Here is a 21,658-nt window from a genome sequence, read left to right as displayed (position 1 = left end):
TATTAAATGTTAAAGATGGTGTGGTTATTTAGGTTTGCGTTCGGAAATATATGAACCGGTGAGCGTTAAAAAAGTTCCCGTCAGGATTGCCCAGGTGATCTTTTCATTCAGAACAAGGGCAGAAGCTGCCACTGTAATTACAGGCACAATATAGATGTATACACTTGTTTTTACAGCCCCCAGAATCCCTACAGCTTTATTCCAAGTCAAAAAACACAGTGCCGAGGCACCCAGACCTAAGAAAAGCAGGTGAGCTACATTTGAAATCTCTTTGAATCTACTCAGACCCAGCTGGAAATCAAACAGAAACAGAGTAGGCAGCATAAACAGCAGACCATAGAAAAATACTCTGCGGGTAGCCCCTATAGTATGAACCTTTAGTAGGCTTATTTTTCGCATCAACACTGAATATATTGCCCAAACCACAGGTGCCAGCAATGCCAGCAAGTCGCCGATGGGGTTCAGTGGCAGAAGACAACTCCCGTTCAGCCCAATTAATATAATTCCTGCCAAGGCTATCAAAAATCCTATAAAAAACTGCCTATGAAATTTCTCTTCTTCTAAAAAGAAGTGAGCGATAACCGCCGTGAAAAATGGAGCGATGGAGACAATCACACCTACATTGGATGCAAGGGTATAGACTAGGGCAATATTTTCTATAAGAAAATATAACGTGACTCCACAAAGACCTGCTGAGATAAAGAGTAATTCCTCTTTAAAGGATGTAGTTCGGATTGGACGTGAATAGATCAGTAACAGTACAAAGTACCCAATAAGAAAACGGAAGAACAGAATTTCCACAGGCGTAAAGTCTTTTAACAGTATTTTTGTGGAGATAAAGGTGGTTCCCCAGATTAAAATCGTAAGCAATGCCAGCAGATGTCCTGTGTTAATCTTGCGTTGATTTATCATTTCGTAAGTTCCATTGATGACTTTACTCCCGTTTGTTGAACAAATATACGCATATATTGCTTAGGGGTTAAGCCTATGAGTCTTTTTAAAAAATTTGTGAAATGGCTCTGATCACTGAATCCGGTTAGAGAGGCCACTTCTATTGGCAATATTCCTTGTTCTAAAAGCCTTTTGGCGTGGTTGATGCGAATAGTTTCCAAGTAACGGTAAGGTGATATTCCTTTCTGTCTGGTAAATAAACGCAGCAAGTAATATTTACTTAAGCCGCTCAATTCACTTAGCTGGTTCAGCGTAATGTTCTGCGCATAATGTAACTCTATGTATTCGCAAATGATTTTAATTTCAGAAGTAGGCTCTTGAGCGGGACAGAGGGTTTCTGTCTCCGTGTATTCTCTCAGAAGCTGCTCAAGGAGAAATAGAAACAACTCTTCTTTTTGAAAATCGGATTGATCCTCTAATATCATTTGGTGCAGATCGTGTAAAGGGCTCGACAGTTCACTTTGGTAGAGGACATTGTGTGTGAACCGCGGTAAGTAGTCTATGCCGGTAATTTCTAGCACATACTCACGCATGACTTCCGGCTGAATATTGATGCAGCGATAGTCAAGCGTTCTCCCGTCTATCTGTTCACAGGCATGGGGATCCGCCGGATTAAAGATGACCACATCTCCGCTGTTAAGAATATGCTCTTCTTGGTTACATAGCAGATGTCTTTTTCCTTGTTCAATAAAATCTATGACATAATAGTCATGAAAATGGTTGGGAAACTTCTGCATAATACCTTCGAATCGATAGGCCTCAAATTTTAAGTCACGATCGAAAACAACTGTTCGAACTTCACGAGTCATTGCTGCACCTTCTTTTCCAATTATGTATAACCATTATAATGTGAAAATTAGGGGCATTCTTGCATGATGTTGCGATACCTCATCTTCTACATGATAGGTTCCTCAGGTGTAATGATCGTTGGAATACTCACAGTAAAAGTTGTTCCTTGCTCCAGAATACTTTCTATAGAGATCGCTCCGCCATGATTATGTATAATATTTTGTGTGATCATATAACCTAAGCCTGTTCCTGTTTCTTTGGTCGTATAAAATGGTTTGCCGAGGGCATTGATCTGTTCCTCTGTCATCCCACAGCCTTCATCCTGCACACTGATTCGGGCTTCTCTGTCATAGGTTTGCACATGAATATAGATGTTTCCCCCATGATTCATTGCTTCCATCGCATTTTTAAGTAAGTTAATAAATACCTGCTTCATCTGATAAGCCTCACCATTGATCCAAATGGATTGATCAGTACAGACAGGGAGGATCTTGAGATTTTTTAGGGCAGCTTGTCCATTCATTAGTGTGGTGACTTGTTCCAGCAAAGACAATAAATCCACTGGTTTACTAATATGAGTGGTTTGGGGTTTAGATAAGACAAGCAGTTCGTTGACGATGAACTCGATGCGTTTCAACTCTGACTCAATAATGGAAATATATTTATCATTCATCCGCTCGGAAGAGCGCAGTAGCTTCATAAAGCCATTAATGGCTGTAAGAGGATTCCGTATTTCATGAGCGATTCCAGCTGCTAACTGTCCTGCTGTGGATAATTTCTCGGACTGTATCAGTCGTTCATCTTCCAATACTTGCTCGGATATATCTTTGAATATGCCAATGTAGGCTTCGTTTCCCTCATAAATGATCGGCAATGTAATCCCATCTACATATTTCTGCTGGTTATTTAAACAATTAATCAGGTAGCAGACAGAACCTGTTGTTCTATCAGTGTTGAATTTCTTTCTTCGTTCTGAGAGAATTTCATAATTAGAGTAGTCTACAATATCCATAGTCGATAGACCAAGCACTTGATCTAGGCTTTCCGCATGGATTAATTGTAAACCTGCCGAATTTGCATACAGAACAATCCCTCCCCTAGTGATAAGCACGGGCTGAGGCAGTTCCTCCAGCAGCTGTAGAAAAGAGCTCTCTTTTTCAAGTAGATGGGTCTTCACAACCTGAAGCTGAGTCTCCATTTCCCTGATCAGGGTCTTATTCTCGAATTGAGTAAAATAAAGTATGGGTTTACCAATGTCATCCGAAAGGATAGATATGGAGACCTTTAAAGATAACCGGTGTCCGGTTGGATGGAAATAATCTACTTCGAGTCTCTGCGGATCAGTACTCGTAGATGGAAGAGAGCTTCCTAATGAAATGAATTTATGAATCTGATCTAGAAGGGTACGGACGGTTGGAGAGGGTGTCGTTAACTCGTTTTCATCATACCCCAAGAGGTCGCATAATGCTGAATTCAGTTTTAGGAACGTTCCATCAAGCGAAATAAGGGCCATACCCATCACGGCTTGGGTAAAAACAAAGTCAAAACCTTGAAAATCATTTGTCCGCACAACAGGTTACCTCTCTTCTTTATGGGGGAGTGAGTGTTATTTCGAAATGCAATATGTCTAACAGTCATAGTATAAAACATATAACTCAATAAAACATATAAAATTTCTGGGTTATTAGATATTCATACAACAGTTAAATAAAATCAGGTAGAATGGGAAGATACGTTGCATTTTAAGACAAGTGGAGGCGTTGTATTATGTTATCAGTTGTTGGTGAAATTCAAGGAATTAATCGTTATCCGGTCAAGTCATTTGCGGGTGAAAAATTAGAAAGCTGTATGATTGAACCGTATGGAATGCTTGGTGACCGTTTTTGCTCCTTTTACGATGAGTCAAAAGAGGGCTGGCGAAGATATATCACCGCTAGAAATATACCGAATATGCTTACCTATCAAGCGCAATTTATAGATGGACAAATCCATGTAACGGCATCAGACGGGCGAACCTTTGGATGGGATGATAATCTATTGGAAGAAATCCAAAGCCAAACCAAAACTCCAATCACTATGTCTGGTCTAAAAGCTGCACATCCACAGCCAGAACATCCGCAGCTCCTATCCGTGGATGGCGCTAGTATTCTACTCATTACGGATGCCAGCTTAAAAAAACTGGAGGCAACCTGGGGGCATTCCTTGGATCAACGTCGTTTTCGCGGGAATTTTGTTATCGCGCTGAATGATGATTCTCTTTTTGAAGGAGATTGGATTGGACGCCGGCTCAACATTGGGGATGTACAGCTACAGGTAGATAGTTTTTGTGAGAGATGTGTTGTGATTACGATGGACCCGGATAGTCTCCAGAAGGACCCAGTGCTTTTGAAAAAATTACATAAAGAGTTTGATTTGCATTTCGGAGTCTATGCCTCTGTAATCAAAACAGGGGAAATTCGAATCGGAGATAAAGTAGAAATAGTAGATTAGATATATAATCCCAATAGTATAAACTTCCTTTACATTACTCCATGGATAAATTATCCTTTAAAGGATGACGATTTCATATCGGGAGGTTATGTATGAAGAAAAATTTGGCATCCTTATTAGTTGCATTGCTTCTATTGGTGTATGTCCCTACTAGTGTTTTAGCAGCGGATAGCAGCAAAGGGCAAACGTATGTGAACACTCAGAAGGTGGCAGCAGAGAAGGCGGCGTTCTTAACGGAGAAGCTGGGGACGACTAGTCTCCAATATGCTCTTATTGATGGCGATAATATCGTTGTGAGCGGTCAATCTGGATTTAGCCATGTGGAGAGTAAGACAGCACCAAGCGTCACAACGATGTATGGTATTGGCTCGACGAGTAAAATGTATACAACAGCTTCTATTATGAAGCTTGTTGAGCAAGGAAAAGTAGATTTGGACGGTTCAGTCGTATCTTATTTGAATAATTTTACGATGGAAGATTCTCGTTATAAGCAAATCACTGTACGGATGCTGTTGAATCATTCATCAGGTCTTGCTGGCTCGAACTTATCCAATTCTTTCTTATTTAATGATTCCGATCCTATTGCAAAAGATAGTTTGCTAGAGACTTTGTCAACACAACGTCTGAAGGCCGATCCAGGCGCCTACTCAGTATATTGTAATGATGGATTTACGTTGGCTGAGTTGATTGTTGAAAAGGTCAGTGGCACGGACTTTACCACATTCATTCATCAAAATTTCACAGAACCTCTAGGGCTTGAACATACGAAAACGCCTGTAGATTCTGTAGCTTCTTCTCAGCTGGCTAGTGTCTATAATGCTACCTACTCAGCAGCTTTACCCAAAGAAACCATTAACGTGATTGGAACAGGTGGTATCTATTCCACTGCTGAGGATTTGGTGCGTTTTGCAACTATTTTTACAGGCCAATCGACTGGCATTTTGTCAGAAAAGTCTGTAAAAGCGATGGAACAAGAGGAATATAAGCGTGGAATATGGCCTAAAGGAGCCGATAATTCGTTAGCTTATGGATTAGGCTGGGACAGTGTGAACTTATATCCATTTAATCAGTACGAAATCAAGGCTTTGACAAAGGGTGGAGATACAGGTCTGTATCATACCTCATTAGTTGTACTGCCCGAGCAGCGGATGGCAGCAGCAGTAATATCTTCTGGCGGATCAAGTACAACGGACCAGATGCTTGCCAACGAAATTTTACTCAGCGCTTTACAGGAAAAGGGAGTTATTAAGGAACTGAAAGCTACACCAACATTTAAAACTTCGAACAAAGAAGATATGCCGCAAGAATTGTTAAACTATGCGGGTGTCTATGGTGATTCTACGCAACTAATGAAGATAGAGGTTAGTAAAGCTGGGGAATTGAGTATATCTTCAATTATAGCTCCTACAATGCCTGCGCAGAAATTTTCCTATAATTCGAACGGTGAATTCTTAGATGCAGAGGGTACAAGTAAAGTTAGCTTTGTGAAGGAGAGCAATGGCCGTATCTATCTTTGGAGTCAAGGGTATGGGGTGATTCCAGGACTTGGTGAAACTGCCGTTACCCAATATGCAGCTGAGAAGCTTGAACCTAATGCCCTATCTCAAGAGGTCACTACTGCATGGCAGCAGCGCCAAGGGAAATTGTATTTTGATGTCAGCGAGAAGTACAGCTCCCAATATTACATGAGTATGCCGGTAGCTGGAATCGCTATGTTCCCTGACGCACCTGGTTATATGGGCTCGAATAAAATAACTGGGCCTAATAAAGCAGAAATGACCGTGCAAATCCCAACCATCGCTGGACGCGATCTTGCGGATCTTATTTTTGAAGAGAAAAATGGTGTGGAGTATTTAAAGATTGGCAATCAATTGTTTATACATCAAGATGCGGTTAAACCTATTTATGCAGGCCCGCAATCTATGGTAACTATCCAATCAGATGGATATGCTAGATGGTATGGAGTTCCTGAAACGGCAACAGGTAAGATAATGACAGTAGAGCTGCCAACCAAGAGTTCTTTTGCCGTCTATGATGAGAATGGTGTATGTGTGAATTACTTCACCATAAGCGGTCTTAAACAAGTCAAACTTCCTAGCAACGGCAAAATTGTATTTGTAGGTGATGTCGGTGCGAAGTTTGAAGTGACCCTCAAGGCGCAATAAACGTATATAAAAAAAGAATCCTGTTATCAAGATTTTCGTCTTGGTAACAGGATTTTTTATTTGAAATTTTGTGAGAATTCTCTTATTTTATCTACCAAAATCCCTTTTAGCTGATCAGTACCTTCCTTTGGAGCCTTATAGGCCTTATAACCTCCAAAAGATTCAATACAAATCGCAGCTTCTTTCAGATCATCAGGGAAATTTTTCTCTATTAATTCTTCGGTTTTCTTAGGTTTCTCGTTGCAAATGTAGTAGCCCATCTTCTTAGTCAGTAACTCATCTTTATTTTTTTTGATAAAGTCACGAATGGCTTTATATATTTTTTCATCTCTTACTCCTGCTCCTAAAATAATGCTATCAAATGCCTCGATATTCGGCTTCTCTAATTCTATATTGCAAATTTTGCTCTGAGGTAGCTCTTCTGATAATACTTTTGCACATTGTTCTGTTGCTCCAGATTTTGTAGCGTATAGAATAAGTACTGCCATTGTGTTCCCTCTTTTCAGTTAAGATTAATCGTGTTCCCGCATTGAAAAAACTCTCGCATACCAATTATCTTGATTATCAAGATATAGTATATTTTATCGAATATACTGATCATTTGTCAAGCCAACGGCAAGCTCCTGAGTGTTAATTAGATATCCTTATTATGGTATCATGGGAATAATATTAATCTAATGCTAACTATATCTTTAATGAAATATACAAAAATAAGAGGAGTGAACGTAAATTGGGGATCATCGTAATGCTAATCATCTATTTGTTGCTTGGAATATTCGTGATTAAAGTAGGCATCGATAACTCTAGAAGTACGCAACTATCAAAAGAAATATTAAATGAGTTAAAAGAAATCAAAGAACTAATGATCAGAAATAAATACGAATGAATTCTATATAAGAGTGGAGGTGAACGAAAGTGAAAATTGGACTTATACTTATAATCCTTGCTTTTTCTAACCTATTTCTAAGGATATGGATTGTTGGCCCGGATAAAGAAAAACTTCCTGAAGACGGTTATGAGCTTAATATAAAAGGGAAGCTTATACTTGCACTTGTGGGATTAATTACGGGGATTGTGATAATAATTGCCGATGGCCCAGAGGGTACGGTTATGAAGTGGTTTTGGATTGTAGTTATAATAGTAGCAATAGGATTTCAGTCGTTTATCGACTGGAAATTTCTAAAACATACGAAACAGCACATAGTTTCACTTATTCTGTTAGTCCTGGGTGTGGTATTAGTTTATTTTATATTCTGATCTAGTTTCATTCGTACCGGTATCGGACCCAGATGATGTTAATTGCTAAATAATCGCCTTTTGGGCAGCGTTTCGGACTCCAGTGCAGCTATTCGTTAGAAAGTGACTTATATTAGGTGTTTTTTATGCCAATAGTGGCCATGGGGTCCGATGGAATTCTTAAAGTGGAAATATACTGCTGTTAGTGTCAATGGAGTCCGTTAGTGGCTTTGTAACTGCTGATGGCATCGAATCATACGAAGAAAAGAGGTGTTCCGGCAGCCAGCATATGGCTTGTTGGGCACCTCCTTTTTGTGTTCACATTATACTTCTGCTTTCGTAGCCACGAGTGGACAGAATCCAGGGTTCGTTATACATAATTCTTGAGCGAATTCCGGTTGGAGCTTGGAGAGCTCGGCGAAATAGCTGCTGATTACGTGATTACCACTTGTAGATCCATTCTGGAAAGACAGTGAGTTAAAAGTATGGACATGATTGTAATAATACTTTTTTTCCCGTTTGGGGAGCTTATAGACATGTGGAGGTGCGTAGGTTACAACATCAAAAAGATTGGCATACCGGTAACTCTTCTGCACATATTGTTTAAAAATATTAACGAAGTCCGGATCACCTACCCGTGGGGAACCATAAGTATATAGGTTAGGTGAGGTGTAAGAGGTATTTGCCGCAATATCTAAGGTACATAAGGTGGCGAGCGCTCCACCGAGGCTGTGGCCCGTAATGTATAAGGTCTTGTCAGGAGATAGCTTGGAGAGCGCAGAGAAGATGACGTCCCGAGCTGAAGAATAAATGTTGGTGAAGCCACGATGGGTGAGAGAGTCTTCTTTAAGATATTTGAACCGTTCCTGTGAAGCGAGGACGTTGGATATCCAATTGGTCGTCGTACTGGTTCCCCGAAAGGCGATAATAATCTCTTGTGGAGACTCCAAAATAAAGCCAAAACGTTCCCATACATTATTGAAGGATTGTGCTTCAATGGGATGACATAGCTGATAATCGAATGGAATGACGAAAACTCCATCTATATTTGAAAATTGTGTATAGGTTTGCCCGCAGACTGCAGCTAGAAAGATCGCCCTTTGCTCTTGCTCATCCCTCTTACTCACGTACATCCCGCCTTTCTTTCCTACACTATATTAGGGGGATGAAGGAGTGATTCCTAAGAAAAAGGATTCCCTGAAACTTCTCTCTGAGTTACTATATATAAATAAGTCCAACAGCGAGAGAAAAGGGGGAAATGCATACATGGGCAACTTATTGGAAATTTTACACAAGGAAGTCGTGCCGGCAGAAGGCTGTACGGAGCCGATTGCAGTTGCGTATGCCGTCTCCTTGGCGGCAGAGCTTCTCGAGGAAGAAATTACGGGGATTCAGCTGCATCTCAGCGGTAATATTATCAAAAATGCAATGGGAGTGGGCATTCCCGGGACAGGCCAGACAGGCCTGCCCATCGCAGCAGCCCTTGGAGCGGTGGTCGGCCGTTCTCACAAGGAGCTGGAAATTCTGTCAGGTCTGACGCAGGCTGAGTTGAAGATGGCAAATGACCTGCTGGATAGAAAGCTGCTAAAAGTGGAGATAAAGGACACTCCTGAGAAATTATATATTGAAGCCCAATTGTTTACGCAGAACCATACGGCGACTGCCATTATTGCCAGAGAGCACACCCATATAGAATATTTGGCTCTGGACGGGGAGAAAATAACACCCCGGAATTCAAAAGCCGACTGTGGCAAGCCTGGTCTTTCCGACACGGAAGAGTATGCGGGCTCAGTTGACCAGATATTCGAGTTTATCTGTACCGCTCCTTTTTCAGACCTTAGCTTTCTCTTGGAAGGGGCGCGGATGAACAAAGCGATCTCTGATGAGGGATTGCGAGGCGATTATGGCTTGCAAGTAGGTAAGAAAATGAATCAGCAATCTGCGGTGAATCTGTTCGGCAATGATGTAGCGAACAGAATTATCGCGGCTACCGCAGCGGCTTCAGATGCTCGAATGGATGGCAGTGCAATGCCTGTGATGACAACTGCGGGCAGTGGCAATCAAGGCATCGCCTGTACGCTTCCCGTTATAGCTCTGGCGGAATTGCTGGACAAAGATGAAGAAATGCTAGCTCGGGCGCTTGCACTGAGCAATCTGGTCACTGTGCACATCAAACATTATATCGGGCGTTTGTCCCCATTATGTGGTTCAGGGATTGCAGGGGGAGTAGGAGCAAATAGCGGGATCATTTATCTCATGGGCGGCAGTCTTGAGCAGATCAAGCATGGGATACAGAATACGATAGCTTCTTTGTCAGGCATGATCTGTGACGGTGCGAATTCTACCTGTGCGCTGAAGATTTCCACCTCCACCAATACGGCGATCCAGGCAGCCACTCTGGCTATGAACAACATTGCTCCTACAACCAAGGATGGTGTGATTTTCGAAGAGGTGGAAGATACCATCCGCAACATGGAGCGTTTGGTTCAGGAAGGGCTGGCGGATACTGACAAGACCATTCTCAATATTATGCTCTCCAAAGGCGGAGCGAATTAGCTTCCAAATAAGTTGAAAACAAGATAGAACATCATAATTAAGACCGCCCGGTTCCCTGCATAAAATGGCAGGAAGCCGGGCGGTCTTTGTAACACTTCGGCAAAAACATAGGTCTGCGAGAAGATTTGCATTAAATTTTAACATAACTTATTCTGAGTTAATAAAGGCATAGAGACTGAGGGTATAAAAAGGAGATAATATGACAGAGAAAATAGATATAGGCTGGAATTTTGCGAACAGTTATACTCAACTGCCGGAATCAATGTTTACAAGGATTAAGCCAACGCCTGTGGGTAAACCGGAACTGATTATTTTTAATGAACCATTGGCTGCTACTCTTGGGCTGAATAGCACCGCACTACAGAGTAAGGAGGGTCTTGGGATTCTTGCCGGCAACGAAGTTCCTGAAGGTACCCTGTCGCTTGCGCAAGCTTATGCTGGACATCAATTCGGACATTTTACCATGTTGGGAGACGGTCGAGCAGTGCTGCTGGGCGAACAGATCACCCCTCAAGGTGATCGTGTGGATATTCAATTGAAGGGTGCGGGAAGAACCCCATACTCTCGTGGTGGCGATGGCCGGGCAGCGCTTGGACCGATGTTACGCGAATATATCATTAGTGAAGCTATGCATGGACTTGGGATTCCTACGACTCGCAGCTTGGCGGTGGTAGCTACAGGGGAGTCGCTAATTCGGGAAACGGAACAGCCGGGGGCGGTTCTGACCCGGATTGCTGCCAGTCATTTGCGTGTTGGAACCTTCCAATATGTTGCTGCATGGGGGACTGTGGAGGATCTGCGTATTCTGGCTGATTACACGTTGCAAAGACATTATCCAGAAGCTCCTGTGGAAGATAATCCATATCTTGTTCTGCTTCGGGAAGTAATGGAACGTCAAGCAGCGCTAATTGCTAAATGGCAGCTTGTAGGTTTTATTCACGGAGTGATGAATACTGATAATATGGCCCTTAGCGGAGAAACGATTGATTATGGTCCATGTGCCTTCATGGATGTGTATAATCCTGAGACAGTATTTAGTTCCATAGACCAGCAGGGTCGTTATGCTTACCACAATCAGCCCGGGATTGGCGCATGGAATCTCGCCAGATTTGCCGAGACTCTCTTGCCATTGCTGGCTGACGATCAGGCACAGGCGATTAAGCTGGCTGAGGAGGCAATTTCAGATTTTTCGGAGCGGTCCTATCAATATTGGCTAACGGGAATGAGAGCGAAGCTGGGAATCTTTAACGAAGAGTTAGAGGATGTTGCTCTGATTGATACCCTCCTTGAACTGATGCAAAAATATCGGGCTGACTACACTAATACATTTCGGTCCTTAACTTTAGGCGTAACGGAAGATGCTGATCTGTTTGGCACCCCTGAATTTAAGCAATGGAATGAGCTATGGCAGGCGCGGCTTAGCAGGCAGCAGGAATCACAATCCTCTTCACAGAAGCTGATGCATAGCAGCAATCCTGCGATTATTCCGCGGAACCATCGTGTAGAAGAAGCGCTTGAGGCTGCGGTAGAGCGGGAAGATTACGATGTGATGGAGAGGTTACTTCAAGCTTTGACTAACCCATACGCCTACTCCTCTGAACAAGAGGAATACTCGGCACTTCCTGAGGAATCCGCATGTCCATATCGTACATTCTGCGGTACTTGATTTGCATATAATTTATCTGGAAAATGGGGGAAGGAAGAATGTTTCATGCTTATGATGTTCTAGCCAACCAGTTGCTGGCCAATGCGAATGATCCGAGTTGGTATGTGCCCTTTGAAGTGGCGGTTAAAGACTTAAGTGAAGAAGAAGCTTTTTGGAAGGTAACGGAAGAAAGCAATAGTATTGCTGAGATTGTGCAGCATCTGCTTTACTGGAATGAAACTTGGCAAACAAGGTATAAAGAAGCCAGTGTTCAGGCGGTTCCTCCAGTGGATAGTAATAATAATACCTTTGTCGTTGCAGAAGGGAAAACGTTCGAAGCGCTGCAAAAACAACTTTTAGAGGTTCTTTTACACTGGCAGGAATTGATTAAGAAAGAACAATTGGAAGCTGATGTTCAAGGATTTCCAGACAGTAAATGGTGGGAAGTTCTCGGAAATGTAACAACACATAATGCTTATCATGTGGGCCAAATTGTTTATATTCGAAAGATACAGAAGAGCTGGAACCGCGATGTGAAGTGACATTGTGAAGTGAATCCTAAAGAATAGACATTTTAAAGGCGTTAGCGGATGCACATGCATCTGGCTTTCGTCTTTTTTTACGCATTAATACTTATATATACTTAATTATTAACTTATAAATGCTTGTAAATACTTATAAAATGACTTATGATGACTTTAGGAGGTGAATTTCATTATGTATCAAGAGGAACGATTATTAAAAATACTCGAATATTTGAAACAACACCAATCGATGAGTGTTCAAGATATCTGTACGCAATTTGAAGTCTCAAGAGATACTGCCCGACGGGATATTGTTAGGTTAGTACAAGAGGGCGTCGTTGTTCGGACGCATGGCGGTCTAGCGTTACCTGAATTGCAAAAAGAATTATTATCTTATCAAGATCGTTTGATCGATGAATCCGAGAGTAAGCAGAGAATAGGGAAGATCGCGGCCGGGCTTATCCAAGATCGTGAGACTGTGATTTTAGATGTATCGACCACTGTACAGTTTGTTGCAGAACAAATTAGTGCGCAGGATATTACGGTTGTCACGCACTCGATAGATAATGTAGGGATTTTATCCCATCGCGAGGATCTGCTAATTTATGTACTTGGTGGTTACTTGAATGTGAAAAACCGCTTGTTATATGGTTCTTCCATTATCGATAAACTTAGTGAAATTCGTGCGGATAAAGCCTTTATTGGAGCATCGGCGATCTGTGCTGATGGACTCTATTATCCTTATGAAGAAGATGCGCGGGTAAAAAGAGAAATGGCTCGAAGATCTGATCAAGTGATTTTAGTAGCGGATCACACCAAATTTAATGCTAAATCCTTTTATCGGCTAGACTTTGATTTCGTTGATATTTTAGTTACAAATCGAGAGCTTCCAATCGAGATCAGAGAAGTTCTAGATCAGAAGAACATCACAGTTATTGAGTGCTTAGATGAAGTTGAAGAGGTTCGAAATCAAGAGTGATAACGACTGGAGGAGAATGTTTATGACTTATATTTTGCAAAATGTACAAGTAGTGCTTCAGAATAGTATAGTTTCAGCGGCCAATGTATGGATTTCTGAAGGAAAGGTGATGAGGATAGACTCAGGAGATATTTCTATCCCAGAGGGTGAGTATGAACGGATTGATGGCGGAGGGCATTTGTTAGTGCCCGGAATGATAGATGTGCATATTCATGGCGCTAACGGGTTTGATATGATGGACGGTACTGAAGAGAGTATTCAAGAAGTATCGAAGGCTTGTGCAGCTTCTGGTTGCACCTCATTTCTGGCTACCTCTGTGAGTTCTACGATGGAGGATCTTTTAGAGATGATTCGTAGTGTCAAACGTGTCATTGGGTATGAAGTGGGAGCAAAGATCGCAGGCATTCACTTAGAGGGACCTTATCTAAACCCCAAGAGAAAAGGAATGCAAAATGAAAAGTATCTGCGGCATCCTAACTTAGAGGAAATGAAGCTCATTTTCCAAGAAGCTGGATCACTCATAAAAATGGTTACGATTGCTCCTGAGCTGCCGGGAGGCATGGAGCTTCTTTCCTTTTTGAAAGAACAGGGAGTGGTGATAGCGATTGCTCATTCGGATGCCACATATGAGGAAGCCAAACAAGCTTTTGCCGCTGGGGCAAGTCATGTTACGCATTGTTTTAATGGCATGCGGCCGATCCATCATCGAGATCCGGGGATTGTGGTTGCCGCTTTCGAAGAGAAGCATGTGAGCCTGCAAGCTATTGTGGATAATGTCCATCTGCATCCTGCAATTATCCGCTTGATGCATACCATGAAAGGACCGGAAGGAATGGTCTTGATCACAGATGCCTTACAGGCAATGGGGTTAGGGGATGGAAATTATATATTTGGAGGACATCAGGTTAAGGTATCTGGTGGCATAGCGCGATTGGAAGATGGCACGCTGGCCTCCAGTACAGTTACCATGAATGAAGCCTTACGTTATACTGTCGAAACTGGAATTTCGCTCACAGATGCGGTACAAATGGCTTCAACTACACCGGCCAATATTCTTGAACTTCAACAAAAGGGGACGATCACCTCTGGCTTGGATGCTGACCTGGTTCTCTTGGATAATGAATTCAAAGTGCTCTGGACAATGGTAGGAGGGCAGATCTTACAGCTGTGACCGGTATTCATGTGCGGTTATTCCGAACACGCTTTTAAAATGCCTGTTCAGATGAGTTAGATCCACAAATCCGCAATCTACAACAGCTGCATAGATATCCTTGGTTCTCTCTATGGACTGCTTGGCACGCTCTACCTTGCAATTTAAGAAAAATTGATAGGGTGATATTCCTGTATGTGTCTTAAACTCGCGAATAAACTGATATTTGGATAGACCAAACTCTGTGCAGAGATCGTCCAGCTTCAGCACATGGTCTAAACTGCAGTACATCATTTCCTTTGCTTTTTTGAGAAATTTATTATTCGTTCTACGATCGGTAACTATTTCAGTATTAGAGACTAAATGAACCAGAGTGAATAGCAGTTCACTGCACAAAGACTCCTCTTTGCCATTCTGAATGGCATGGTTTAGGGCTAATATGCACTGCGCCAATTTGTCATCGTATAAGATAGGAGTGGCGAAGCGGAGTTCTTTTTTTCTTAATATCTCTAACATTAGGGTTGGCTTAATATAAAGCATGACATAATCAATGCCACCTTTATCATACGCATTGCCATCATGCGTTTGTTCTGGATTAAACAACATTACGCCATTTTTATGAGAGGATTGCAAACTACCGTCAAGATTATATTGCTGAATGCCACGAAGGGTCACACCGAGTGCATATTCCTCATGGCAATGTTTTTTATAGGTGAAATCAGTAAGGCTGGCGGATAAGGACAGGATCTCTGCTGACTTTTTATAGTTAAATTTCTCCACGTTCTTAACCTCCGCGACTTTATAGGATTCCCGATATCATAATGGCCGAGTATACTAAAAACAGTGCCATCACGGTATTTAGAACTTTTTGATGATTTTTCATAAATGTTCTGAAGATTGTCCCAAATACAACCCATGTCGTAAATGCAAAAAATCCGATCACAGTTATAATTATAACAAATATAAACAAGGCAAGCGAAGAGGTATAGAATGGCATTACGTAGTTGGGAATAACCGTTAGTGTAAATACTAGCACTTTAGGATTCACAAGCTGCATAAGCACGCCTGAGCGGAAATTGGCATTGGGGTCAGGCTGGTCTTCCATTGAACCCATTTTAAAGATTTTATAAGCAAGGTAGAGCATATATAAACTCCCAATGATTTGCATAATGATCAGGATATTTGGGATGATTTCTACTAGAATACGGTTCAGCAGAGTAGAAAGGATAAGTAATAAGCCAAAAGCCAGCGTGGATCCGTATACATACCCCATTGATTTTTTAGCCCCGGAATGCTGCACGGAAGAAAGAATAACAATATTGGTAGGACCGGGTGTAAATGTAGCGACAACGCAATAGATCAGAAAGGACAATATATTCATGATGACCTCCAGTAAAGTAGTTCTATGAATATAAACCTTTCAGTCTGAATGCTGATAGTATATTATTGCAGGATTTTTAAGAATTCCGGCCGGGAATAGAAGAGGTGTCCGAATCAATGAATAAGAGTAATCCAATGACCATAAGCACGCTTTCTCCAGCTGATTTTGAATCCACATGCTCTGTTTTTGAAACTTCAATCCAAGATGCCTTTGAAAAAGAAGGGCTTGATCATTTACAAGACGATATCCAAAGTGAAATAGATCATAAAAAGCAAATGGTGATGACTTCACTGGATACTACGACCGGAGAGCCTTACTTCCTTCTTGCAAAAATAGAAGAGCAGGTTGTCGGTACGATTTCCTTTGGACCTTGTGGCGAAGATATTCAAACCTGCACGGATCATCAGTTAGATGAAATAGGGGAATTGGGCAGTCTATACATTATGCCAAGTTATCAGGGCCAAGGTGTGGGTTCAGCCTTAATTAAGGAAATGATGATATTTCTAAAAAAGCAAGGGGTAGAGCAGTTTTGTCTGGACAGCGGTTATAAACGTGCACAGGTCAGGTGGCAACGTAAATTTGGGCAGCCTTTTAAAGTAGTAGAAGACTATTGGGGACCTGATTCTGTCCATATGGTTTGGTTTTGTAATGTGAATGATCATTTAAGCTAGAGATATATTTTACATGAAAATAACAGTCCCTTTGCTGCGCGCAGAGGGATTTTTTGTTTTGTTGGATAAAACGGGTGTAATGTCGTTTGACAGATGATCTTTTGCCGGGTAATATGAATCTTAGATTTAGTAAATTAGTAATTTAGTAAATGAGTAAATTAGTAAATCATAAAATGGAGAGTGACTAACATGAAAATTCCAACAACTCTAAAACATAAACCTGTAGTCGTGTCAGAAAATTACGAGCAGGTTGATGGCCGCTACGCCGGGGACACAGATGCAAAAGGTCTGTCCCTTGGATTAGCACAATGGAACGATAGAGGAAAGGTCGACATCTCAGCAAAGGTATGGAGACATACAGGGGACAAATGGTCGAGACAGTCCGAAGAGCTGCCAATGCACCGTGTGCTTGACCTGGCAATTTTGATTTGCAGAAGTAGTTTGTATTTTCAAGAGGCCTATCGTTTTCCGAAAATGTATGATCCCGAGAGCCCTATGATTGATCGTATTGGACTGCAGGGAGATGCAATGAGTGTATCTGTATGTGCAGATAATCCCATGATTGATAATGATATTAAGCTGTTCGCTCAGGCGCTTAGTGATGATGGTGAAATGATCGGAGAACGACTTTCGGTATTGTCCCGTTTATTAAAAGAAATGGGGTACTGAAATTTAGCAGAATGGCCTGTGAAAGGAGAATCATAAATTATAATGGACAAAAGTAAACGTAAAGAACTTCAGGAGCAATATAAGCAGCTCAAGACGTACATGGGTGCTATTCAAATTACAAACAAAAGAAGCGGGAAAATATTCGTTGACAGCTATCCCAACCTGAAGAATAAATGGATGACTATACAGATGCAATTAGATATGGGCAGATTTGCGAATGCAGAGCTGCAAAAGGACTGGAAGGAACTTGGAGCAGAAGCCTTCGGCTATGAGGTGTTAGAGCAGAAGGAGTCAGAAGACGTAACCGACGTGCGCTGGGAGCTTAAACTATTGAAAAAGAAGTGGTTCGAGAAACTGCAGCCCTTTGATGACAAAGGATATAATAAGCCACTAACCCATTAAGCCAAGTATAAAGAAACCTTTAGCTTTTATAGCAAGGGTTTCTTTTTTTAGGGATCGTATTTCACTCCGGATTTTATGTGTCGTAATATTATATATGTTTTGTCGCATTTTCCTACTAAAAAAGCTGTTTATTATGTGTTATTTTTATAGCAGATGTCAGAATAACATATATACGGGAGGCACAAGTAAATGACCATTAGAATTGGTAAGCTCAGCTATTGGCATGTGCATGCATGGGATTATACCAAGCAAGCTCAGGAGCATGAAGATACCGTATTAGCTGCAGTTTGGGACGAAAATGTAGAGCGTGGGAACAAAGCTGCGGAAAGCTTGAATATTCCTTTTTTTGAATCACTGGATGATCTGCTTGCGCAAGAGGATATAGATGCCGTTATCGTGGATGCACCAACGAATATGCATAGAGACGTAATCGTGGCTGCGGCCAAGGCGGGCAAACATATTTTCACAGAAAAAGTTATTGCCCCAACGTTAAAAGAAGTTAACGCAATTATCGCAGAAGTTAACGAGAACAAAGTGAAGCTAACGGTCTCCTTGCCTCGTTTAAATGACGGCTATACATTAACTATTCAAGAGATTCTAAGTCAGGAGCTGCTCGGCAAGATTACTTACGTTAGAGTTCGCTTATCCCATAACGGAGCAACGGAAAGCTGGCTTCCTAATCATTTCTTTAGCTTGGAGCAATGTGGAGGCGGAGCTTTGATTGATCTTGGCTGTCATCCCATGTATTTGGCGAAGCTTTTCTTAGATCAAGATGTGACTGGGGTTAGTGCTAATTTTGGGTATGTAACCGGTAAAGAAGTGGAAGATAATGCTGTAGTGACATTATTTACGGATTCAGGAGCAATTGGTGTGGTGGAGGCTGGTTTCGTGAATAGTCATTCGCCGTTTACTATCGAGGTGCATGGAACTGAAGGAACGCTGCTTTACGGAACACCAGAGAATAAGCTTCTTCTTAGAACGAACAAATCCACGGATAAAGAAGAAGGCTGGAAAGAAGTAGCCCTGCAAAGCAATCGTGAAAGCGCCTTCCATCAATGGGTTGATCATATTCAAAATAATACACTCGCCACTCAAAATGTTGAAATGGCAGTTGAGCTTACCAGATTAATGGAGGCGGCGAACCGCTCGGCTAAAGAAGGCTGTGTAATTCCGATTGGGAGGACTTAACGTTGAGCAGCTTTCCCTATGAGATGATGTTTGAGAAGCAGGACATGCTTGAAAGATTGGATATCACGATTCTATGGGGACATTACGAGATTACAGTGTTTAGATTTCATTTGACATCTTTTCCACCGGGCAGAGTAGTCGAGTTCCATAATCATTCTGAATTTGAGTTTCATTTCATTCCGCGCGGGAAGGGAGAAGTCATTCTTGGGGATCAAAAGTATCCTCTGTCAGAGGGAATGTTCTATCTAACCGGACCAGGTGTCATGCATCGTCAAGAGGCAGCCGCAGATGAATCCATGGAAGAGCTATGCCTGCATGTTGACATCAAGAAGAGGATCCGGGATGATGCTGATCTTTGGGAGGTTGCGGAAGCTGAGACCTGTGTGGAGAAGCTGAAGTGTTTACCCTTAGTCCCCGCACAAGATTATCACGGGGCTATGAAGTGTTTTCGAGAAGCGTACGAAGCATGCGATGGGAAGTTGACCGGATATTATACTTCAATTAAGCATCTCGTGATTAGTATTTTATTAAAGGCCGTTAGAGCGTATGATTCAGGCGGGATCCGCACGGAGGCGCCGGTTAGAGATATGCTGACTTACCGGTATCAATACGCAATGCAATATATGGAAGCGAATTATTCAGGAACGGTTACCTTAGAAAATGTTGCGGAAAAGCTGAATATTAGTTCAAGGCAGCTGCAGCGGGTGTTTAAGCAAGTAAATGCAGAACAATCATTCAGTAGGGCGCTTGAGGACATCCGATTGCAAGCGGTCTGCCGCAAGCTTGAAGAAAGCAATTATCCGATAGAACAAATCGCACAGTCGGAAGGGTTTACCAATGCTACCTATTTGCATATTGTCTTCCGCAAGCGGTTAGGCATGACACCGGCAACTTATCGAAACAGCAAACAAATCCATTAGAGGTGAGGGTGAAGGATATGAGTAAGGTTTTTCGTGTAGGGATTATTGGATGTGGTGGTATTGCGAATGGCAAACATCTTCCAAGCTTGAGCAGACAAAGTAAGGTTGAGATCGTGGCTTTTTGTGACATTATTAAAGAACGTGCTGAAGAAGCAGCGGAGAAATACGGAAATAATAAAGCTACTGTCTATACGGATTACACTGAACTATTAAAAGATCAATCCATTGATATTATTCATGTGCTTACGCCTAATGATGTCCATGCGGAAATATCAATCGCTGCACTAGAAGCCGGAAAACATGTGATGTGCGAAAAACCAATGGCTAAGACAGCGGCAGATGCCAAACGAATGGTTGAAGCAGCGAAACGTACAGGCAAGAAGCTGACCATTGGATATGACAACCGATATAGAGAAGACAGCTTATATTTGAAAAAAGCCTGTGAGTCCGGAGAGCTTGGTCATATCTATTTTGCAAAAGCACATGCCATCAGACGGAGAGCCGTACCGACCTGGGGAGTATTTCTTGATGAAGAGAAACAAGGCGGCGGTCCGCTTATCGATATCGGAACTCATGCGCTGGACCTAACCCTTTGGATGATGGATAACTATAAACCTAAAGTCGTGCTGGGCACTAAATATCATGAACTTTCACAAAAAGAAGAAGCCGCCAACGCATGGGGACCGTGGGACCCTAAAAAGTTCACCGTGGAGGACTCAGCCTTTGGAATGGTCGTAATGGAGAATGGCGCAACAATCATGCTGGAAGCGAGCTGGGCTCTGAATTCACTAGACGTACATGAAGCGAAATGCAGCTTAAGTGGGACGGAAGCAGGCGCAGATATGAAGGACGGACTTAGAATTAACGGTGAGAAATTCAGCAAGCTGTACACTAATAAAATTGAACTTGGGGCAGGCGGCGTTGCCTATTATGAAGGAAAAGCTGAAAGTGCTCCGGATATAGAATTAAGAAAGTGGATTGAAGCGATTGAACAGGATAAGGACCCGGTTGTAACTCCTGAACAGGCTTTTGTTGTTTCGCAAATATTGGAAGCTATTTATGAATCGGCGCAGACCGGCAAGGCTGTGTATCTGGATTAGATTTTGACAACTATAGCGATTTAGAGTAATATCCACTTGTGATTTAATTATAGGGATCTGAGACAAGACTCTCTCTTTACCGGGAGAGTTTTTTTGTTTTTTACTTGTTTAGACTCTGGGTAATAGGGGTGGAAATCGTGGATACTATTGATCGCAATCATGTGCTTATTGTGGAAGATGACGATAATATTAGACGTTTTATATCTATAAATTTAACGAATAACGGGTTTGTGGTTAGTGAAGCTGCTTGTGGAGAAGAAGCCTTGCAGAGCTTTGAGGTGAGCCGTCCAGATGTTCTGGTTCTGGATATCATGTTGCCTGATTCTAATGGGTTCGAAATATGCCGAAAGCTAAGAGAGAAAGACGCTGGGGTCATCATCATTTTCTTAACCGCTCGTGGACAGGATATGGACAAAATCAATGGCCTTGAAATGGGTGCTGACGATTACATTGTTAAACCTTTTAATCCATTAGAATTGGTAGCACGTATTAAAGCGATTTTGCGCCGTACAGAATCAGCTCTCAAGCCGCAAAAAACGATACTTCAAGCTGGACCGATTCGGCTGGATCTGAATGCAAACAAGATGTTTAAGCAGGATGACAGCATTGAATTAACTCCGAAGGAATTTCAGATGATGAAGACCTTTCTGGAGCATCCGGATACAGCACTCTCTAGGAATGAATTAATGAATCTTGTCTGGGGAGAGGATTATATTGGAGATCCTAAGACGGTAGATGTTCATGTGCGTAAGTTAAGAGAGAAAATTGAGGTTGATCCTTCTAATCCGCTTTGGATTGAGACGGTATGGGGGCTCGGATACCGCTTTAGAAAGGATGGTTGA

22 protein-coding genes are annotated in these 21,658 nt (G+C 42.0%); 15 read left to right on the top strand and 7 right to left on the bottom strand.

The annotated features are described in order from the left end of the window. Window positions 1-24: 24 nt before the first annotated feature. The 3 genes from MHI32_RS19665 to MHI32_RS19655 form a co-directional block, all read right to left on the bottom strand. Window positions 25-909: a DMT family transporter gene (locus MHI32_RS19665; protein WP_340012753.1), complete on the bottom strand. Its 885-nt coding sequence runs from the start codon at window positions 907-909 to the stop codon at window positions 25-27. Next, window positions 909-1,760, bottom strand: a complete 852-nt coding sequence (locus tag MHI32_RS19660) for an AraC family transcriptional regulator (protein WP_340010610.1) — start codon at window positions 1,758-1,760, stop codon at window positions 909-911. The genes MHI32_RS19665 and MHI32_RS19660 overlap by 1 nt, the downstream gene beginning before the upstream one ends. Window positions 1,761-1,846: 86 nt before the next feature. Then, window positions 1,847-3,310: an ATP-binding protein gene (locus MHI32_RS19655; RefSeq protein ID WP_340010608.1), complete on the bottom strand. Its 1,464-nt coding sequence runs from the start codon at window positions 3,308-3,310 to the stop codon at window positions 1,847-1,849. A 197-nt stretch (window positions 3,311-3,507) separates the two neighbouring features. On the opposite strand from MHI32_RS19655, the gene MHI32_RS19650 reads away from it, so the two are divergent. Both MHI32_RS19650 and MHI32_RS19645 read left to right on the top strand, forming a co-directional pair. After that, the gene (locus MHI32_RS19650) at window positions 3,508-4,230 is read left to right on the top strand and encodes an MOSC domain-containing protein (RefSeq protein WP_076276121.1); all 723 of its coding nucleotides are present in this window, start codon (window positions 3,508-3,510) and stop codon (window positions 4,228-4,230) included. 92 nt (window positions 4,231-4,322) lie between these two features. Continuing rightward, the gene (locus tag MHI32_RS19645; RefSeq protein ID WP_076276122.1) at window positions 4,323-6,395 is read left to right on the top strand and encodes a serine hydrolase domain-containing protein; all 2,073 of its coding nucleotides are present in this window, start codon (window positions 4,323-4,325) and stop codon (window positions 6,393-6,395) included. A 56-nt stretch (window positions 6,396-6,451) separates the two neighbouring features. Here MHI32_RS19645 and MHI32_RS19640 read toward each other — a convergent pair whose 3' ends face one another. Further along, window positions 6,452-6,883: a flavodoxin domain-containing protein gene (locus tag MHI32_RS19640; RefSeq protein ID WP_076190655.1), complete on the bottom strand. Its 432-nt coding sequence runs from the start codon at window positions 6,881-6,883 to the stop codon at window positions 6,452-6,454. A 427-nt stretch (window positions 6,884-7,310) separates the two neighbouring features. Between MHI32_RS19640 and MHI32_RS19635 the strand changes: the two genes are divergently transcribed. Next, entirely contained in the window at window positions 7,311-7,652 is a 342-nt protein-coding gene (locus MHI32_RS19635) for a DUF4181 domain-containing protein (protein WP_076127294.1), read from the top strand. Window positions 7,653-7,954: 302 nt separating this feature from the next. On the opposite strand, the gene MHI32_RS19630 is transcribed toward MHI32_RS19635, so the two are convergent. Further along, window positions 7,955-8,764, bottom strand: a complete 810-nt coding sequence (locus tag MHI32_RS19630) for a lipase family protein (protein WP_340010605.1) — start codon at window positions 8,762-8,764, stop codon at window positions 7,955-7,957. A gap of 133 nt (window positions 8,765-8,897) precedes the next feature. Here MHI32_RS19630 and MHI32_RS19625 point away from each other — a divergent pair, with 133 nt between their 5' ends. The 5 genes from MHI32_RS19625 to nagA all read left to right on the top strand — a co-directional run bounded on the left by MHI32_RS19625 (window position 8,898) and on the right by nagA (window position 14,506). Next, window positions 8,898-10,187 (top strand): L-serine ammonia-lyase, iron-sulfur-dependent, subunit alpha, encoded by a 1,290-nt coding sequence (locus tag MHI32_RS19625; protein ID WP_076191029.1) that lies wholly within the window; start codon window positions 8,898-8,900, stop codon window positions 10,185-10,187. A gap of 199 nt (window positions 10,188-10,386) precedes the next feature. Beyond that, complete coding sequence (locus MHI32_RS19620) at window positions 10,387-11,853, top strand: YdiU family protein (protein ID WP_076190660.1); 1,467 nt, start codon at window positions 10,387-10,389, stop codon at window positions 11,851-11,853. Window positions 11,854-11,891: 38 nt separating this feature from the next. Further along, entirely contained in the window at window positions 11,892-12,374 is a 483-nt protein-coding gene (locus MHI32_RS19615) for a DinB family protein (RefSeq protein ID WP_076190662.1), read from the top strand. A gap of 175 nt (window positions 12,375-12,549) precedes the next feature. Beyond that, window positions 12,550-13,335, top strand: coding sequence for a DeoR/GlpR family DNA-binding transcription regulator (locus MHI32_RS19610; protein ID WP_076218423.1), 786 nt, complete (start codon window positions 12,550-12,552; stop codon window positions 13,333-13,335). Window positions 13,336-13,357: 22 nt separating this feature from the next. Then, complete coding sequence (gene nagA, locus MHI32_RS19605; RefSeq protein WP_076304892.1) at window positions 13,358-14,506, top strand: N-acetylglucosamine-6-phosphate deacetylase; 1,149 nt, start codon at window positions 13,358-13,360, stop codon at window positions 14,504-14,506. Here the strand turns inward: nagA and MHI32_RS19600 are convergent. Both MHI32_RS19600 and MHI32_RS19595 read right to left on the bottom strand, forming a co-directional pair. After that, window positions 14,495-15,265 (bottom strand): AraC family transcriptional regulator, encoded by a 771-nt coding sequence (locus MHI32_RS19600; protein WP_076127284.1) that lies wholly within the window; start codon window positions 15,263-15,265, stop codon window positions 14,495-14,497. The genes nagA and MHI32_RS19600 overlap by 12 nt on opposite strands. Window positions 15,266-15,284: 19 nt before the next feature. Continuing rightward, the gene (locus MHI32_RS19595; RefSeq protein ID WP_076278710.1) at window positions 15,285-15,866 is read right to left on the bottom strand and encodes a LysE family transporter; all 582 of its coding nucleotides are present in this window, start codon (window positions 15,864-15,866) and stop codon (window positions 15,285-15,287) included. Window positions 15,867-15,982: 116 nt separating this feature from the next. On the opposite strand from MHI32_RS19595, the gene MHI32_RS19590 reads away from it, so the two are divergent. The 7 genes from MHI32_RS19590 (at window position 15,983) to MHI32_RS19560 (ending at window position 21,658) form a co-directional block, all read left to right on the top strand. Then, complete coding sequence (locus tag MHI32_RS19590; RefSeq protein WP_340010602.1) at window positions 15,983-16,537, top strand: GNAT family N-acetyltransferase; 555 nt, start codon at window positions 15,983-15,985, stop codon at window positions 16,535-16,537. 189 nt (window positions 16,538-16,726) lie between these two features. Further along, entirely contained in the window at window positions 16,727-17,206 is a 480-nt protein-coding gene (locus MHI32_RS19585) for a DUF6530 family protein (RefSeq protein ID WP_038572158.1), read from the top strand. Between the two features lie 42 nt (window positions 17,207-17,248). Further along, complete coding sequence (locus MHI32_RS19580; protein ID WP_340010599.1) at window positions 17,249-17,608, top strand: GIY-YIG nuclease family protein; 360 nt, start codon at window positions 17,249-17,251, stop codon at window positions 17,606-17,608. 189 nt (window positions 17,609-17,797) lie between these two features. Beyond that, window positions 17,798-18,796, top strand: a complete 999-nt coding sequence (locus MHI32_RS19575; RefSeq protein WP_076190676.1) for a Gfo/Idh/MocA family oxidoreductase — start codon at window positions 17,798-17,800, stop codon at window positions 18,794-18,796. 2 nt (window positions 18,797-18,798) lie between these two features. Then, window positions 18,799-19,716: an AraC family transcriptional regulator gene (locus MHI32_RS19570; protein WP_248548564.1), complete on the top strand. Its 918-nt coding sequence runs from the start codon at window positions 18,799-18,801 to the stop codon at window positions 19,714-19,716. Between the two features lie 17 nt (window positions 19,717-19,733). Then, complete coding sequence (locus tag MHI32_RS19565; protein ID WP_076190679.1) at window positions 19,734-20,816, top strand: Gfo/Idh/MocA family oxidoreductase; 1,083 nt, start codon at window positions 19,734-19,736, stop codon at window positions 20,814-20,816. Window positions 20,817-20,953: 137 nt separating this feature from the next. Then, complete coding sequence (locus MHI32_RS19560; protein WP_076127275.1) at window positions 20,954-21,658, top strand: response regulator transcription factor; 705 nt, start codon at window positions 20,954-20,956, stop codon at window positions 21,656-21,658.

It is taken from the genome of Paenibacillus sp. FSL H7-0690 (genome assembly GCF_037980415.1).
GTDB classification, from domain to species: domain Bacteria; phylum Bacillota; class Bacilli; order Paenibacillales; family Paenibacillaceae; genus Paenibacillus_AQ; species Paenibacillus_AQ odorifer.
This window is presented reverse-complemented; position numbering and strand designations above follow the sequence as displayed.

Excerpts from the sequence above, each read along its gene's own strand:
- MHI32_RS19630 (WP_340010605.1), bottom strand. The coding sequence starts at position 8,764 with ATGTACGTGAGTAAGAGGGATGAGCAAGAGCAAAGGGCGATCTTTCTA.
- MHI32_RS19640 (WP_076190655.1), bottom strand. The coding sequence starts at position 6,883 with ATGGCAGTACTTATTCTATACGCTACAAAATCTGGAGCAACAGAACAA.
- MHI32_RS19615 (WP_076190662.1), top strand. The coding sequence starts at position 11,892 with ATGTTTCATGCTTATGATGTTCTAGCCAACCAGTTGCTGGCCAATGCG.
- MHI32_RS19590 (WP_340010602.1), top strand. The coding sequence starts at position 15,983 with ATGAATAAGAGTAATCCAATGACCATAAGCACGCTTTCTCCAGCTGAT.
- MHI32_RS19650 (WP_076276121.1), top strand. The coding sequence starts at position 3,508 with ATGTTATCAGTTGTTGGTGAAATTCAAGGAATTAATCGTTATCCGGTC.
- nagA (WP_076304892.1), top strand. The coding sequence starts at position 13,358 with ATGACTTATATTTTGCAAAATGTACAAGTAGTGCTTCAGAATAGTATA.
- MHI32_RS19565 (WP_076190679.1), top strand. The coding sequence starts at position 19,734 with ATGAGTAAGGTTTTTCGTGTAGGGATTATTGGATGTGGTGGTATTGCG.
- MHI32_RS19660 (WP_340010610.1), bottom strand. The coding sequence starts at position 1,760 with ATGACTCGTGAAGTTCGAACAGTTGTTTTCGATCGTGACTTAAAATTT.
- MHI32_RS19620 (WP_076190660.1), top strand. The coding sequence starts at position 10,387 with ATGACAGAGAAAATAGATATAGGCTGGAATTTTGCGAACAGTTATACT.
- MHI32_RS19575 (WP_076190676.1), top strand. The coding sequence starts at position 17,798 with ATGACCATTAGAATTGGTAAGCTCAGCTATTGGCATGTGCATGCATGG.
- MHI32_RS19625 (WP_076191029.1), top strand. The coding sequence starts at position 8,898 with ATGGGCAACTTATTGGAAATTTTACACAAGGAAGTCGTGCCGGCAGAA.
- MHI32_RS19580 (WP_340010599.1), top strand. The coding sequence starts at position 17,249 with ATGGACAAAAGTAAACGTAAAGAACTTCAGGAGCAATATAAGCAGCTC.
- MHI32_RS19595 (WP_076278710.1), bottom strand. The coding sequence starts at position 15,866 with ATGAATATATTGTCCTTTCTGATCTATTGCGTTGTCGCTACATTTACA.
- MHI32_RS19585 (WP_038572158.1), top strand. The coding sequence starts at position 16,727 with ATGAAAATTCCAACAACTCTAAAACATAAACCTGTAGTCGTGTCAGAA.
- MHI32_RS19645 (WP_076276122.1), top strand. The coding sequence starts at position 4,323 with ATGAAGAAAAATTTGGCATCCTTATTAGTTGCATTGCTTCTATTGGTG.
- MHI32_RS19610 (WP_076218423.1), top strand. The coding sequence starts at position 12,550 with ATGTATCAAGAGGAACGATTATTAAAAATACTCGAATATTTGAAACAA.